Source organism: Vibrio kyushuensis (assembly GCF_050337325.1).
GTDB classification, from domain to species: Bacteria; Pseudomonadota; Gammaproteobacteria; order Enterobacterales; family Vibrionaceae; genus Vibrio; species Vibrio kyushuensis.
In genome coordinates this window covers 209,243-225,739 of the sequence record NZ_JAKJSV010000004.1, presented here as the reverse complement: position 1 = coordinate 225,739, position 16,497 = coordinate 209,243, and the positions used below count along the sequence as shown (strand labels likewise).

Annotated in this window: 13 protein-coding genes; 3 read left to right on the top strand and 10 right to left on the bottom strand. The window is 41.9% G+C overall.

Translation table 11 applies throughout. The annotated features are described in order from the left end of the window. Positions 1-49 precede the first annotated feature (49 nt). The 5 genes from L4D20_RS10165 to tig form a co-directional block, all read right to left on the bottom strand. Positions 50-322, bottom strand: a complete 273-nt coding sequence (locus L4D20_RS10165; RefSeq protein WP_102404411.1) for an HU family DNA-binding protein — start codon at positions 320-322, stop codon at positions 50-52. A 195-nt stretch (positions 323-517) separates the two neighbouring features. Then, positions 518-2,863 carry an endopeptidase La gene (lon, locus tag L4D20_RS10160; RefSeq protein WP_428801459.1) on the bottom strand — a complete coding sequence of 782 codons (2,346 nt, stop codon included), beginning with the start codon at positions 2,861-2,863 and terminating at the stop codon, positions 518-520. Between the two features lie 140 nt (positions 2,864-3,003). Beyond that, a complete protein-coding gene (gene clpX / locus L4D20_RS10155) occupies positions 3,004-4,284 on the bottom strand; it encodes an ATP-dependent protease ATP-binding subunit ClpX (protein WP_428801458.1) in 1,281 nt (426 codons plus the stop codon). An 81-nt stretch (positions 4,285-4,365) separates the two neighbouring features. Then, on the bottom strand, positions 4,366-4,992 hold the full coding sequence (clpP, locus tag L4D20_RS10150; RefSeq protein ID WP_428801457.1) for an ATP-dependent Clp endopeptidase proteolytic subunit ClpP: 627 nt from the start codon (positions 4,990-4,992) through the stop codon (positions 4,366-4,368). Between the two features lie 102 nt (positions 4,993-5,094). Then, positions 5,095-6,402, bottom strand: a complete 1,308-nt coding sequence (tig, locus tag L4D20_RS10145; RefSeq protein ID WP_428801456.1) for a trigger factor — start codon at positions 6,400-6,402, stop codon at positions 5,095-5,097. A gap of 544 nt (positions 6,403-6,946) precedes the next feature. Here tig and L4D20_RS10140 point away from each other — a divergent pair. Together L4D20_RS10140 and L4D20_RS10135 are read left to right on the top strand one after the other, a co-directional pair. Further along, positions 6,947-8,731, top strand: a complete 1,785-nt coding sequence (locus L4D20_RS10140) for a sensor histidine kinase (protein WP_428801455.1) — start codon at positions 6,947-6,949, stop codon at positions 8,729-8,731. A 25-nt stretch (positions 8,732-8,756) separates the two neighbouring features. Beyond that, the gene (locus L4D20_RS10135) at positions 8,757-10,100 is read left to right on the top strand and encodes a sigma-54-dependent transcriptional regulator (protein ID WP_428801454.1); all 1,344 of its coding nucleotides are present in this window, start codon (positions 8,757-8,759) and stop codon (positions 10,098-10,100) included. 79 nt (positions 10,101-10,179) lie between these two features. Here L4D20_RS10135 and L4D20_RS10130 read toward each other — a convergent pair whose 3' ends face one another. Continuing rightward, positions 10,180-10,413 carry a DUF2789 family protein gene (locus L4D20_RS10130; RefSeq protein ID WP_428801453.1) on the bottom strand — a complete coding sequence of 78 codons (234 nt, stop codon included), beginning with the start codon at positions 10,411-10,413 and terminating at the stop codon, positions 10,180-10,182. A 282-nt stretch (positions 10,414-10,695) separates the two neighbouring features. Between L4D20_RS10130 and L4D20_RS10125 the strand changes: the two genes are divergently transcribed. After that, positions 10,696-11,139 carry a hypothetical protein gene (locus L4D20_RS10125; RefSeq protein ID WP_428801452.1) on the top strand — a complete coding sequence of 148 codons (444 nt, stop codon included), beginning with the start codon at positions 10,696-10,698 and terminating at the stop codon, positions 11,137-11,139. 63 nt (positions 11,140-11,202) lie between these two features. Here L4D20_RS10125 and L4D20_RS10120 read toward each other — a convergent pair whose 3' ends face one another. The 4 genes from L4D20_RS10120 to L4D20_RS10105 form a co-directional block, all read right to left on the bottom strand. Continuing rightward, on the bottom strand, positions 11,203-12,564 hold the full coding sequence (locus L4D20_RS10120) for a TRAP transporter large permease (protein WP_428801451.1): 1,362 nt from the start codon (positions 12,562-12,564) through the stop codon (positions 11,203-11,205). Between the two features lie 3 nt (positions 12,565-12,567). Continuing rightward, entirely contained in the window at positions 12,568-13,275 is a 708-nt protein-coding gene (locus L4D20_RS10115; protein ID WP_428801450.1) for a TRAP transporter small permease, read from the bottom strand. A gap of 93 nt (positions 13,276-13,368) precedes the next feature. Next, entirely contained in the window at positions 13,369-14,364 is a 996-nt protein-coding gene (locus L4D20_RS10110; RefSeq protein WP_428801449.1) for a DctP family TRAP transporter solute-binding subunit, read from the bottom strand. Between the two features lie 1,016 nt (positions 14,365-15,380). Next, positions 15,381-16,493: an ABC transporter ATP-binding protein gene (locus L4D20_RS10105; RefSeq protein ID WP_428801448.1), complete on the bottom strand. Its 1,113-nt coding sequence runs from the start codon at positions 16,491-16,493 to the stop codon at positions 15,381-15,383. Positions 16,494-16,497 lie beyond the last annotated feature (4 nt).

Sequence of the window (16,497 nt, the reverse complement as noted above, 5' to 3'; positions counted from 1 at the left end):
CAGTACTTGTTTTTACAGAAGCTAACTTTACAAAAGACTTGTTCGATGCTTAGTTACAAGCGTCTTTAAGTGCTTTACCAGCTTTGAATGCTGGTACTTTTGCTTCTGCAATTTGAATCTCTTCACCCGTTTTAGGGTTACGGCCTGTACGTGCAGCACGAGTACGTACACTGAATGTACCAAAGCCTACTAAAGCAACCTGATCGCCAGACTGCAATGTACCACCTACTGCTTCAATAAATGCATCTAATGCACGGCCAGCTGATGCTTTAGAAAGGTCAGCGTTCTCTGCAATCTGTTCTACTAGTTGTGTCTTATTCACTGTGATTCCCCTTTGTGCTACCTGTTATTATTGTGTAGGTAGCTATCGTTCCATTTACGTTTTTGAATTTAGCCCAAGCCTTGATACAACTGGCTTAAGCCTTAGTTGGTAAGTTAGCGTCCAAAAAAAACGCTGACAAGCATTTTTAGGCTAATCAGCGTAATCTTTTACTTATTTTTGCTACACATCACTCTTTTAGGCGTTAATTTCGACCCCAGACGGGTCACGCTCAAGTGCAACTTTAAGAACTTCATCGATCCATTGAACCGGAATCACCTTCAGATCAGCGATTACGTTGTCCGGAATTTCTTCCAAATCACGTTCATTATCTTTAGGAATCAATACTGTAGTTATGCCACCACGATGGGCTGCAAGCAGCTTCTCTTTTAGGCCACCAATAGGTAATACTTCACCACGAAGGGTAATCTCACCCGTCATCGCAACTTCAGCTTTTACAGGGTTTCCTGTCAAGCTTGAAACTAACGCAGTGCACATTGCAATACCAGCACTTGGGCCATCTTTAGGTGTCGCACCTTCAGGAACGTGCACGTGAATATCACGCTTTTCATAGAAATCGGAGTTAATACCTAATTTCTCAGCACGTGCTCTAACAACCGTCATCGCTGCTTGAATAGATTCTTGCATGACATCGCCTAGCGAGCCGGTTTGAGCTAATTTCCCTTTACCTGGCATCGATTCAGTTTCGATAGTTAGAAGATCACCACCAACTTCTGTCCATGCTAGACCGGTTACTTGGCCCACTCGATTACTATCGTCAGCTTTACCAAAATCACAGCGCTGAACACCTAGGTAATCTTTAAGATTATCCATATTGACTACGACAGATTTCAGCTCTTTATCCAGCAGAATATTCTTCACGGCTTTACGACAAATCTTTGAAATTTCACGCTCTAGACTACGAACACCAGCTTCTCTCGTGTAGTAACGAATAATGCCGATAATTGCCGAATCTTCGATCGTGATCTCGTGAGGCTTTAATCCGTTACGCTGTACTTGCTTATCAAGTAAGTGACTCTTAGCAATGTTCAGCTTTTCATCTTCGGTGTAACCCGAAAGACGAATCACTTCCATACGGTCTAAAAGTGGACCAGGAATGTTCATCGAGTTCGATGTAGCAACAAACATTACATCTGAAAGATCGTAATCAACTTCTAGGTAATGATCGTTAAATGCGTTGTTCTGCTCTGGGTCCAATACTTCGAGCAATGCTGACGAAGGATCACCACGCATGTCCGATGACATTTTGTCGATTTCATCCAAAAGGAACAACGGGTTTTTAACGCCCACTTTTGACATCTTCTGGATTAGTTTACCTGGCAATGAGCCGATATAAGTACGACGGTGACCGCGGATCTCCGCTTCGTCACGCACGCCACCCAGTGCCATACGAGTGTATTTTCGACCTGTTGCAGCTGCGATTGAGCGGCCTAATGAGGTTTTACCAACACCTGGAGGGCCTACCAAACATAGGATTGGACCTTTCAGTTTGTTGATGCGGTTTTGAACGGCGAGGTACTCTAAAATACGTTCTTTAACGCGCTCTAAACCATAGTGGTCTTCGTTCAGTGTTTCTTCTGCTTTTGCTAGGTTCTTTTTCACTTTAGAACGCTTAGCCCAAGGAACGCCAACCATCCAATCAATATAGCTACGAACCACAGTTGCTTCAGCAGACATCGGAGACATCATCTTAAGCTTTTGCAGCTCTTGTTCTGTTTTTTCTTTGGCTTCTTGCGGCATCTTAGAATCTTCGATTTTCTGCTTTAGAACTTCGAATTCATCTACGCCGTCTTCTGTTTCACCCAGCTCTTTTTGAATCGCTTTCATCTGCTCATTCAAATAGTATTCGCGCTGAGATTTTTCCATCTGCTTTTTAACGCGGCCACGGATACGTTTCTCGACTTGAAGAATGTCGATTTCTGATTCCATTTGCCCCATTAAGAACTCTAGACGTTGAATAACATCTAATAACTCAAGAACTTGTTGTTTGTCATCTAACTTAAGTGGCATATGCGCAGCAATAGTGTCGGCTAAACGTGCCGCTTCTTCGATGCCATTTAAAGATGTTAATACTTCTGGTGGGATTTTTTTATTGAGCTTAATGAAGCCTTCAAATTGATTAATAGCACTACGTACTACAACTTCTTGCTCTTTTTCATCCAGCTCAGGCGTTGTTAGAAATTCTGCATCCGCTAAGAAAAACTCATTTTCTTTAAATTCAGTAATTTTCGCTCGCTGCTGACCTTCAACAAGAACCTTAACCGTACCGTCTGGTAGCTTCAATAGCTGCAAAATCGTCGCAACAGTACCAACTGTAAACAAGTCTTCTTGTTCTGGCTCATCTGTATCTGCTTGTTTTTGTGCAACTAACAGTACTTGTTTATTGTTGTCCATCGCCGCTTCTAAGCAGCTGATTGATTTTTCACGGCCAACAAATAAAGGAATAACCATATGAGGGTAAACCACTACATCACGTAGAGGTAGGACGGGGATCTCGATACGCTCGGAACGTTCCAAGTTCATATTATTCTCTCTTCCGCTTTCATATTAAACGTATGACTGATTATGAGTATATGGGGGCTAATAATTTGGATTCAATAACAGAAATAAAAAAGGAGGTAATTGATTACCTCCTTTTAAAACAAATGCCTACTCAAGTTGACTTAATCTGCGCCAGCCGCTTGGTTATCTGTATTACTGTAAATCAGTAATGGTTCAGATTCGCCATTAATAACGGTTTCGTCGATAACAACTTTACTAACATCACTTACCGATGGTAGTTCATACATTGTCTCTAGAAGAACACCTTCTAAAATAGAACGTAGACCACGAGCGCCCGTCTTACGATTCATCGCTTTTTTAGCAATAGCTCGCAGTGCATCTTCTCTAAATTCTAACTCTACGTTTTCTAAATCAAACAATGCACTGTACTGCTTAGTTAATGCATTTTTCGGTTCACATAGAATTTGAATCAGTGCTTCTTCGTCTAATTCAGTCAATGTTGTGGTAACAGGAAGTCGACCAATGAATTCTGGAATCAAACCATACTTCACGAGATCTTCAGGTTCAACTTTCTTGAATAGCTCACCAACGGTTCGTGTTTCGTCTTTCGAACGAACGTCTGCACCAAAACCAATACCACTACCGGTGTCAACTCGCTGCTCAATCACTTTATCTAGGCCAGAAAATGCGCCGCCACAGATAAATAGGATTTTTGAAGTATCAACTTGTAGGAATTCTTGTTGTGGGTGCTTACGACCACCTTGAGGCGGTACTGAAGCTACTGTACCTTCAACCAACTTAAGTAATGCTTGCTGTACACCTTCACCTGATACATCTCGTGTAATCGATGGGTTTTCAGCTTTGCGAGAAATTTTATCAATTTCATCGATGTAAACAATTCCACGCTCTGCTTTTGCAACATCGTAGTCACATTTTTGCAGAAGCTTTTGGATGATGTTTTCTACATCTTCGCCCACATAACCAGCTTCGGTTAGGGTTGTCGCATCAGCCATTGTAAACGGCACATCTAAGAAACGAGCTAAAGTTTCTGCTAATAGTGTTTTACCACTGCCCGTTGGGCCGATAAGTAGAATATTACTCTTACCTAGTTCAACACCTTCACTCGTTGTATCGCCGTTGCGTAAACGCTTGTAGTGGTTATATACCGCTACTGCTAGCACTTTTTTCGCGTAATCTTGGCCAATTACATAGTCATCAAGGTGTTCACGAATCTCTTTTGGCGTCGGTAACGCTTCAGATTGCTTCTTAGGAAGAACGTCCTTGATCTCTTCACGAATAATGTCATTACATAAATCGACACATTCATCACAGATGTAAACGGAAGGGCCTGCGATTAGCTTGCGAACTTCGTGCTGGCTTTTGCCACAGAAAGAACAGTAAAGCAGTTTACTGCTACCACTCTCTTTGCTTTTGTCTGTCATTCGCTAACCTCTTAGCCTTTACTCTTTATGTTTGAGTGTATATCAAATCTATTCGAAATGCGTGAAACAATTTGTATTAAATCACTCAGCATTTCGAGTTAATACTGAATCAACTAAGCCGTATTCTACTGCTTGATCTGCTGACATGAAGTTATCACGATCAGTGTCACCTTCAACCACTTCTAGCGGTTGGCCAGTATGGTCTGCAAGTAGTTTATTCAGTTTTTGCTTAATTGTTAGAATTTCTTGCGCGTGAATTTGAATATCAGAAGCCTGGCCTTGGAAGCCGCCTAATGGCTGATGAATCATAACGCGAGAGTTTGGTAATACGTGACGCTTGCCTGGTGCACCACCAGCAAGTAGGAATGCGCCCATAGAACATGCCTGCCCCATACATACGGTACTCACGTTTGGCTTGATGTACTGCATCGTGTCGTAAATAGACATACCTGCTGTAACACTGCCGCCTGGCGAGTTGATGTATAGGAAAATATCTTTATCTGGATTTTCTGATTCAAGGAACAGAAGTTGAGCAACCACAAGGTTTGCCATTTGATCTTCAACTTGACCAGTCAAAAAGATAATACGTTCTTTTAATAAGCGAGAATATATATCGTAAGAGCGCTCGCCACGGGAAGTTTGTTCAACAACCATTGGTACTAAAGCGTTTAGAATCGGTGACATTGCATTTTGTTCTTGTAAGCTCATATTATTATGTCCCTAAAATAAATGGTCCGAATGACAAGTATCATACGGACCATTGTTAGCAGAATAGTTCACGTAAAGTCAACCACCTACGCTACATTATGCTTACTGAGCTGGTTGCTGCTGGTTCATTAGCTCGTTAAAGCCAACTTCTTTTTCAGTAACCTGAGCTTTAGAGATGATTGCGTCGATCGCTTGCTCTTCTAGAGCTACGTTACGCATGTTGTTCATCATTTGCTCGTTCTGCTCGTAGTAAGAAACTACTTCAGATGGATCTTCGTAAGCAGTTGCCATCTCTTGGATGATTGCTTTAACTTTCTCATCGTCAGCTTTTAGCTCTTCAGTCTTGATTACTTCACCAAGAAGAAGACCAACAACTACGCGACGCTTAGCTTGTTCTTCGAACAATTCACGTGGAAGCTGTTCAGCTGCTTCAGGGTTACCACCAAAGCGTTGAGCAGCTTGTTGACGTAGAGTAACGATCTCTTGGTCAATAAGTGCAACTGGTACGTCGATGTCGTTTTGCTCAACAAGGCCGTCAATTGCTTGCTCTTTGATGCGGTTTTTAACAGCTTGCTTAAGCTCACGTTCCATATTCTTGCGAACTTCAGTCTTAAGAGCGTCAACGCCACCTTCAGCTACGCCGAACTTAGAAACGAACTCGTCGTTGATTTCTGGTAGTTCACGTGCTTCAACTTTGTTTACTTTGATAGCAAACTTAGCCGCTTTACCTTTTAGGTTTTCTGCGTGGTAATCTTCTGGGAAGTTTACGTCGATTTCAAATTCCATACCTGCTGTTTTACCAGTGATACCGTCTTCAAAACCAGGAATCATACGACCTGCGCCCATTTCTAGAGGGAAGTTTTCAGCTTTACCGCCTTCAAACTCTTCACCGTCGATAGAACCAACGAAGTCGATTGTTGCACGAGAACCTTCTTCAGCTGCTGCATCTACTTCAGCCCAAGTTGCTTGTTGCTTACGTAGAGTATCGATCATCTCTTCTACGTCGCTGTCGTTAACTTCAACTGCTGGTTTTTCAACAGTGATGCTATCTAGGCCTTTAAGCTCTACTTCTGGGTAAACTTCAAAAGTTGCAGTGAAAACCAGGTCAGAACCTGCTTTGTTTTCTACTGGAGCAAATGTTGGTGCGCCTGCTGGGTTTGTTTTCTCTTTAACGATAGCTTCGATAAAGTGACGCTGCATCACTTCACCAAGTACATCTTGACGTACTGCTTGACCGTACATTTTCGCTACCATTTTCATAGGCACTTTGCCTTTACGGAAACCATCGAAACGACGATTTTTAGCGATGTTACGTAGTTCAGCTGTAACAGCATCTTCGATGTTCGCAGCAGGAACAGTAATATTTAGACGGCGCTCTAGGCCTTCTAGCGTTTCAACAGTAACTTCCATTATTTTTAAACCTCAAAAATGGCTCAGAAATCTGAGCAGGTGAGCCAACTACATAGATAGTCTATAAGTGGCTGCATCTTTCACGGCAATTAACCGTACTTAATTAAATTGAGCATCAACACTAGAGTTTTCTAGCATTGGACTAATCAGTGATATCTTCTTATTGCCATAACCAACGACTGCAACCATTAAAAACTATCGGCACATTCGAAAACACAAGCGAAGGTATCTCCTATTAGTCTCAGGACAAAATTTTAGACGCAGCATTCTAACGGGCAATAGCCACACTGTCGAGGCGTTCACCATCGTAGGATGATGCATAAGTCTAATTTCTTGACTGACTGCTTTAATTTCCACCATTGGAAATCCATCTCTGAATAAAGTGGGGTCTATGAAGAGGTTTTCAAGAGAGTCTCAATAATTTTTTAGCAAAAAATTCAAAAAGAGATCTTGCTCCGGTTTTATCGCTCATATTCGATATCTTTTTGAGTCAGTCGTTTTATCTGCAATTACTCTATCGATACAGCGGAAAAGGATTAACGCGTTGAGAATTAGGCACATTAACATTAGTTTTATCACTGTTTTTGCTTTATGCGCATCAATAGGTGTAAAACTCGTCTGGGATATACAGCAACAAGATATTTACATTGCGCATCAAGCACAGCTTGACCGCTTTTCTGAGTACATTTCGTCAAAACTCGATAAGTACAATCATATTCCTCAACTACTGTCCAAAGACCAAGAACTGCAAGATGCGCTACTCGCACCTAATAACAGCGCGCAGATAGAAATCACCAACCGTTATTTGGAACAGGTAAATTCTGTCATTCAAGCCGCTGACACTTACCTTCTGGACAACAATGGTACAACCATCGCCTCGAGTAACTGGAATATTTCAAGATCGTTTATCGGCCGCAATTTCGCATGGCGTCCCTATTTTCAAGAAGCGATGGAGGGCGAGACAAGTCAATACTTTGCATTAGGGTCAACGTCTGGTCTAAGAGGTTATTACTACTCATACCCTATTACCGTTGCAGCCGAAGTCATTGGTGTTACGGTAGTAAAGATGGACTTATCGCTTATAGAAGAGAGTTGGAGTGGTAAAGATAATTTCTTTATTGTCACAGACAGCGATAACGTTGTTTTCATGTCAAATCAACCAGAGTGGCTGTTTAAGAGCTTAACTACATTGAGCGATTCACAGCGTAATCGAATTAAAAACAGTCAGCAATATCTCGATACCAACATCCGCTCTTTGGGTTTTAAAAATAGCCTAACCCTTGGGCATGGGAAACTAGTCAGCCCGCATAAAAACGGCTTCCTCGGCAATTATTTGTACTCATCAAGACCTCTTCCTCAGCTGCCTCTCACTATCCGAGTCCTAACGCCTCAAACTAATTTATTCTGGAATTCCATTGCGTTCATTCTCATTCTAGGTTTGGTTTTTAGTGTTATCTACCTCGCCATTTTATTGATTCATAATCGACGTCTTAAACACCGCCAGCTTGAACAGCTTCAAAGCGAAGCGAAGCAGAAGCTTGAATTTCAAGTTATGAATCGAACCGCTGAATTGCACGCAGAAATCGCTGAAAGAGTAAAAACAGAAAAAGTGCTTAGACACACTCAAGAAGAGCTTATTCAAGCCGCTAAGTTAGCCGTTTTAGGGCAAATGTCCGCTAGCATTAGTCACGAACTAAATAATCCACTCGCGGCTATACGAAGCTTTGCTGATAATGGCCGACGCTTTTTAAGCAAACAAAAACTAGAAAGAGTCGATGACAACCTGTTTCGGATATCAGCGCTAACAGAGCGAATGGCCAAGATAAGTGACCAGTTACGTTCATTTGCTCGTAAGAGTGATCAAAATGAGCAATCACTGGTGTCAATTCGCCCTGTTATTGAAGCCTCAATTGAGTTGATGGCGCCTCAAATAAAATCAAACTTGATTCACTTTTCAAACGAATCATCGCCTGAGTTACCCAAAGTCGTCATCAACCATATTCAGTTAGAGCAGGTGATCGTCAACTTATTAACCAATGCTATTCAAGCATTAGAAGGTATCGCGAATAAGGCGATTACCATGAGCACTAATGTAAACGAAGAGTGCCTGACGATAAGTATCGATGACAACGGACTGGGCATTAAAGCGCAGCAGGCTCAAAAACTCTTTGAACCCTTTTATACCACTAAGAAGAATGGTCTTGGTCTTGGCCTGTCTATTTCTCACCAAATCATTGAAGCCATGGGAGGTAATCTAAGCTACTGCGAATCGAATCTAGGCGGGGCATGCTTCACAATAACGATTCCTCTTCCCGATATATCCATATAGACAATGTCAAACGTAAGGAACTCATATGAGTGACGTGTATTTTATCGATGACGAACTCGATATTCGTATCGCCATAGAGCAAAGTTTTGAGCTAGAAGAGATCGATGCTCGATTTTTCGCATCAGCTGAAGATGCTTTGCTCGCCATAAAATCAGACGGCGCGCCAAAAGTCATCATTAGCGACATTTGCTTGCCGGGTATCTCTGGTGAAAACCTACTGTCGACGATTCTAAAGCAGCATTCTGATGTTCCCGTGATACTCATTACTGGTCATGGTGATATCTCAATGGCCGTGACTGCAATACAAAATGGGGCTTACGACTTTATTGAAAAACCATTCTCACCAGGGAGACTTATCGAGACAGTAAACAGAGCCATTGATAAACGTAATCTCACATTAGAAAACGAAGACTTAAAACGAACGCTTAAAGCAAGCCAAACTCTTGGTCCAAGGGTCATTGGCGACACGCCTGCAATAAAAAGGCTCAGAGAAACCATCAGTCACGTAGCAAACACTCAAGCCGATATTTTGCTCTTTGGTGAAACAGGGACAGGAAAAGAATTGATAGCCCGCTCTTTACATGAGCAAAGCGATCGAAGGGAAGAGAACTTTGTTGCAATAAATTGCGGTGCTGTTCCAGAGAACCTCATTGAAAGTGAATTGTATGGGCATGAGAAAGGCGCGTTTACCGGTGCCGATAGTCATCGAGTGGGTAAGTTAGAACACGCTCAAAATGGCACCCTATTTCTTGATGAGATTGAATCAATGCCGATGCAAGCTCAAATAAAGCTTCTGAGAGTATTACAAGAGAGGCAATTCGAACGCGTTGGATCTAATAAGCTTCATGCATTGAATATTCGTGTTATTGCGGCCACTAAAGTCGATCTGAAACAAGCGGCAAGGAAAGGTTCGTTTCGCGAAGATCTCTATTACCGATTGAATGTCGTTACACTCGATTTACCCCCTCTGAGAGAGCGCAAGGAAGATATTCCAACCCTATTCCACCACTTTCTTTTAGTTGCTGCTTCTCGCTACGGTAAAGCTGCAACATCTCTGCCTAACGTTGAGTTAGCAAAAATCCTTAGTCATGATTGGCCGGGGAATGTTAGAGAGCTAAGAAATGCCGCTGAGAGATTTGTTTTATTAGGACAACTTGGGCAACTAGGTGAAGAGGTCGTTAAAATCAGTCAAATCTCTTCTCTTACACAACAAGTGAATGAGTTTGAGAAGGGGGTGATAGAACAAACCTTAATGCAAACAAATGGCAGTATCAAAGAGACGATGGCACTACTGGAGCTACCAAGAAAGACACTCTATGACAAAATGCAGCGTTATCAGCTCGTTAAGGAAGAGTACAAAGACAACTAATTTGAAAAAATATATAATTCAAGGAAAAGCACCGTCAACTGACCGTGCTTTTCAATTATAATAATCGACCTAATAAAGGCTAATGGTGCAACAAAGCATCAAGCTGACCAACAACCTCAGCCCAATCTGCGTCTTCCTCAACAGCAACTTTCAAAAAATCAGCTTGGGACTTAGACCAGAACGTCGCTTCGTGTATAACTTGCCCCGCAGTCATTCCATTGTGAGCCGCAATAAATGATTCAATCTCATCACTTGAACTTCCAAGCCCCAATTGCTCAAATAAGTCCGAGATTGAATGCTGATGCATTTCCATATTCCCACCTCTTGGTGATTATGTACTTCTACAGGTAACTATAGGACACCATAAAACCAACATCTTCCTAATCACTCATAAAAAAGACACGTTACGGCAAAGCACTGCGTTGCCAGCTAGTTAAAAAATGGTACAAACCTTGAGGTGAAATGTAAGAACTCATCAATACAAGGAATAATCGATATTCCAAATGACTTATTGGGGCTATAAAAATAACTGGTATATTCATGCTCTGAAATACCTTACCCCCATAACAGCAGTTATTAAACATAGAGTATCGAAATGAAAATCACACAAATAACAGCCATATTAGGCTCAGCGATTCTACTATCAGCATGCGCCTCAATGGATCAAAATGTTTACCTAACACCAGAGGGAAATCAGGTTACTTACAGCCAGTTCTCTCCTGATGACAAACTTGATTGTGAGATGGTCCACGAGACTCAATACTTTAAAACGCCTAAACCGAGAGCTGGCCTGTTTGAAGACCAATCTCAGCTAGAGTATGACCAATATGTGGTTAATGCAGAAAAATTTTCGAACACTTCAAGCAAGTACGATGCTAATTACATCGAAGTAACCACCATTGAGAAGTTCTCTCCTTCTATGAACATCTCAACAGTTGATACCTATGGGCTAATTACAAAAGGCACCACGACAACATTCTCAATTGACTGGACACCGCAATTTGTTAAAGCGAACTATTACAGCTGTAACAATATTTAAGAATGGCTATCTAGGTGCATATAGATATAAATAATAAACTTCTGTGCACCTAGACCCCTCCTTCTACTTGGTAATGATCTCTGGCCCCATGAGGGTAGTTGGTAACCATGTCGATACCCACGGCACATACGTTACGATGATCAAGAACAAGAACATGACGCCTACCCACGGTAGTGCGGCTTTCACCACATTCATCATCGACATTTTTGCAACCCCTGCGGTCACAAATAGGTTTAATCCCACCGGCGGCGTGATCATCCCTATCTCCATATTCACCACCATCATGATGCCCAAGTGAATTGGATCAATACCCAATGCAATAGCAATTGGAAAAACGAGCGGCGCGACGATAATCAGTAGCCCAGATGGCTCCATGAATTGCCCACCAATCAACAATAGGACGTTCACAACAATCAAGAAGGCAATCGGTCCAAGCCCAGCAGATAACATTGATTCTGTAATCATCTGTGGAATACGTTCTTCAGTTAATACATGCTTCAATATCAGTGCATTCGCTATGATAAACAGCAACATGATGGTCAACTTACCCGCTTCAAACAGGGTATGCTTCGTATCTTTATGAACAAACGTTTCAAACACTTTGACTAGCGTTGGCTTAGTGTTGTTCTTGTCCGCAAACGGCCCCATATCTTTATAGATGAAGTTTGCAATGAAGAACGCATACACAGCGGCAACCGCAGCAGCTTCAGTCGGTGTAAAAATACCTCCGTAGATACCACCAAGAATAATGACAATCAGTAGCAAACCCCAGCTTGCATCTTTTGCAGCGCTGAAGGTTTCACCCCACCCTACAAATGGTTGAGCCGGTATTTTCTTAATCCGAGCAGTAATGTAAATGGCAATCATCAACATAACACCAGCCAGTAGACCCGGGATAACACCACCAAGGAACATTCGACCAACAGAGACATCGGTCGCCGCGGCATATACCACCATAACAATCGATGGTGGTATCAAAATCCCAAGCGTTCCCGCATTACAAATAACACCAGCAGCAAACTCTTTGGTATAGCCATTTTTAACCATACCAGCTATCACGATACTACCAATAGCGACAACCGTTGCAGGGGAAGAGCCCGATAACGCTGCAAACATCATACAAGCAACAACCGAAGCCATTGCAAGCCCACCACGAAACCAGCCGACCATTGCGATAGCAAAGCGGATAATTCGTTTAGCCACACCGCCCGTAGACATAAAGCTCGACGCAAGTATGAAGAATGGGATAGCAAGTAATGTGTAATGTCCAGCAAACGCATTAAACAGTGTTTGAGCGACGGATGCGAGTGATGCATCTGAGTGCATTAACAAAAATAGGACGCTCGATAGACCTAAAGAAATCGCGATGGGTACTCCGACCAACATGAACGCAATTACCATTAAAAATAGAAATAACATGGCCATTTTCTAATCTTCCTTGCCGTTTGATTTCACATCTGAATCCGATTTTTCGCGCGAAGCTGACCCTAAAGGTGACATAGCATCCTCATCACTGCCCGCCAACACATCTGCTTTTAATGCTTCGAGTTCTTCTTCAGCTTCGTGTCCTGCAATCATACGATCTAACTTTCCAGTTAGGATTTGATAAGCAATCTGCATGAATCTGAACGTTAGCAGTGCCATTCCGATAGGGAGAGCCATGTAAGGAATGAAACGGGGTAATTTTTCGTATCGTTCCCCTTCATTTAACCAATCAGATAAAAACTGTAAGATCTCCGGCATTGGAATATCGTCAGTTTCATACCAAGCTCTTTCACTGATGAATGGGTACCAATAATTCCAAGAGCCGATGAGTAATAGAACTGAGAAAGTAAGACAGCAGGCAACTGCGAATAACGCATAGGCCTTTCTTAACTTATCAGGTGCCATATTGATGATGACATCCACCCCAATATGAAAATGTTTTTTAACACCATAGGATGCGCCGACTAAAACCATCCAAGCAAAAAGAAATACCGTAAGCTCTAAAGCCCACAATATATTGCCGTTAAAGACATATCGAAAAACGACATTGGCAAAGGTGATTAAAGTCATCGAACCTAAAAAGAAGGCAATCAAAGACTCTTCAATGATATCGGTCACTTTGCCGATTTTTTCAAATGTTGTCTGTTCCATGAGATAAGGTCTGTTCCATGAGATGAGGACATTCACTTGCCGCTAAATAGCGACATTAAAAAAGCGTCCGCAAAAATTTGCGGACGCTTGAATCTAATTATTAGAAGCTAGAGCCGCTTCAATTAGATCTGAACCAATATCTTTTTCGAACTTATTCCAAACAGGTTTCAAGGCAGTCACCCACTCTTGACGCTGAGTATCCGTCAACGTGCGAACTTCGCCACCAGCTTCGATTATATTGTTCTTATTCGCTAAGTTAACTTCAGAAGATTTCGCATTACGCGTAGCCGTCACTTCTTGAATAATCGTACCTAGTTGATCACGAACATCATCAGGTAACCCTTTCCAAAAGTCATTTGACGTAACAACAAGGTAATCCAAAATACCGTGATTTGTTTCGGTTACACCATCTTGTACTTCAAAGAATTTCTTCCCATAGATATTTGACCAAGTGTTCTCTTGACCATCAATAACTTTAGTTTGTAGGCCACCGTAAACCTCTTTAAAAGACATTTTTTGTGGGTTCGCACCTAACTGTTCAAACTGAGCAACCAATACGTCAGACGCTTGTACACGGAACTTAAGACCTTCCGCATCCTGAGGAACCATCAGCGGTTTGTTCGCAGACATCTGTTTCATACCATTATGCCAAAATGCTAGCCCTTGAAGACCACGACGCTGCATAGCATTTTTAAGCTTGTCACCAGATTCAGAGTTCTGGAAACGATCAACCGCTTCTACGTCTTCAAATAGAAATGGCAAATCAAAGATACGGAATTTTTTAGTGAATTTTTCAAACTTAGACAGTGATGGAGCAGCGAGTTGAACGTCACCATTTAGCATCGCTTCTAACACTTTATTATCATCATACAGCGTCGAGTTTGGGAACACCTGCATGCAAGCCTTACCATCCATTTCCGTGTTTACACGCTCTTCTAGCAGTGAAGCAGCAATCCCTTTCGGGTGCTTGTCTGTATTGGTTACGTGACTGAACTTAATCACGAGTTCGCCTGGGTCACAATTCGCAGCAGCATTAAAACTTGTCATCGCCAGAACAGATACAGACAGTAGAGTAAGAGGTTTAAACATTATTATTCTCCTTGGTTATAAACAGCGCCGTCTATGGGCTGATAGTTCCTATAGAGCAAGTACCACGCCAAGTGTTGATATTTTGTTACAATTACCGATATGTATAGGTTCAGGAGAAGGGGATGTTAAAAAACGGTGCTAATAGCAAATAAACCAGGAGTCAAATGAGCGGAAAATGACCCATTCAAATTCATGGTATCGGCGAATAATGACACACAACTGATTGGGGTCTGTTGACCTTAGGCTATATTGAGATAAATGAGCATCGCATTGTCATAAGAGACGTTTGATAAATGAGGGCTTTGGATATAAAAAAGCTGTTTGAAAACAAAAAAGGCGAAAGCTGGGAAGGAGTATCAGCTTTCACCTAGTTTTGATAATTAATAATTTGTTCTACAGTCGTTTTTTTCAAACTAGTTGTCATCTCTTGGCAAACAATGTGTTTTTTCTTCAAGTCCAAGCTATTCCTCAATTATTAAACTTAACCATCAAGTTCAAACTTCATCTTCAAGCTCATAATAATGTCCCAAGATTGGCAATATAACCACCTTCCCTCCTTGTGACTTTTTGTTGTTAAATACAATATCTACGAATAACGAAGCTCCACTCTTAGCCCCGCTAAATTTGAACCGTGTGTTTTTTTACCAGCGCGCTGTTTTACCTATGTACTCTTTTACCTGCGCACTCTTTTTTCATTTGTACTGATGTTTCATTTCTACTGATCTTTCATACGTACTATTTTTCATACGCACTATATAGTAATAGCACTATCTACAGTTTTATCATTAGGATTATTTGGTCATCGATGATGTGAAGAGATTAATGAATGCATGCTCAGCAAGGATACTGAATAAAAAAAGTGCACCTCCATTCAAGTATAAAATGACTTGAACACTCCCCCGAATATTTGGCTATGGCTTATTGAGGAATAAACCATAACCCAAATTGAAGGTGCACTTCAGAAAGGTCGCCAGAAAATCAGCCTGATCAACTGGCAATGAAATGAAGATTATTGGTTAGAATTCAATTCTATTCTCTGTTTGTGCATCAAAGAACACCGCCTTTGACAAATCAAAGTGCAGTGGCGCAGTCTGACCTACCGTCACTTCAAGCTCAGGTGAAAGACGACACGCTATCTCTTGATCATTAACTTTGATCATCGCGATAGTATCGGGCCCTGTCGGCTCAAGTACCTCCAGTTTTAGGTCTAGTTTCGTTGACGCGGTAGTGTCTTCCGCTGGAGAGTCGCTAATATGCTCGGGCCTTAGTCCAATCACAACCTCCTTTCCATCTTGCTCTCGCATCGATTTCGGCAGTTTAATGTGATGTTCTTGGTTATTTGAACCCGTCACGCGAATCACTGGTTTATCATCAGCATCAAGATCAACCACCGTTTTAATGAAGTTCATCGAAGGAGACCCCATAAAGCCAGCCACAAACATATTACTCGGTTTGTTGTAGATCTCTTTTGGTGTGCCTAACTGTTGCAGCTCTCCGTCTTTCATTACGGCTATTCGGTCAGCCAGTGTCATCGCTTCGATTTGATCATGAGTAACGTATACAATGGTTGTATTCAGTTTTTGATGTAATCGTTTGATTTGATGGCGCATTTCAACACGAAGTTTCGCATCTAGGTTTGATAACGGTTCATCAAATAGAAACAGTTTTGGTCGACGCGCGAGTGCTCGCCCCATTGCAACACGCTGACGTTGCCCACCTGAAAGTTGAGAAGGCTTTCGGTCGAGCAAGTCATTAATTTTCAGCATCTCAGCCACTCGATTTACTTCTGCATCGATTTTCACTTGCGGCATTTTTCTAATCTTCAATCCAAATGCAATATTCCCTCTTACCGTCATATTTGGGTACAAAGCGTAAGACTGAAAAACCATGGCGATATCGCGATCTTTTGGCTCTACACTCGCTACATCGGTGCCATCAATCACGATTTCACCCGCATTGATCCCTTCAAGCCCTGCAATGGTATTCATTAATGTTGATTTACCGCAGCCCGAAGGGCCAACCAAAATCAAAAATTCACCTGAATCGATACTAATGTCGATCCCTTTTAAGGTTTCCTGGTCCGCTTTTGGGTACGTTTTACGGATCTGTTTAAGTTCTAGTGTCGCCATAATA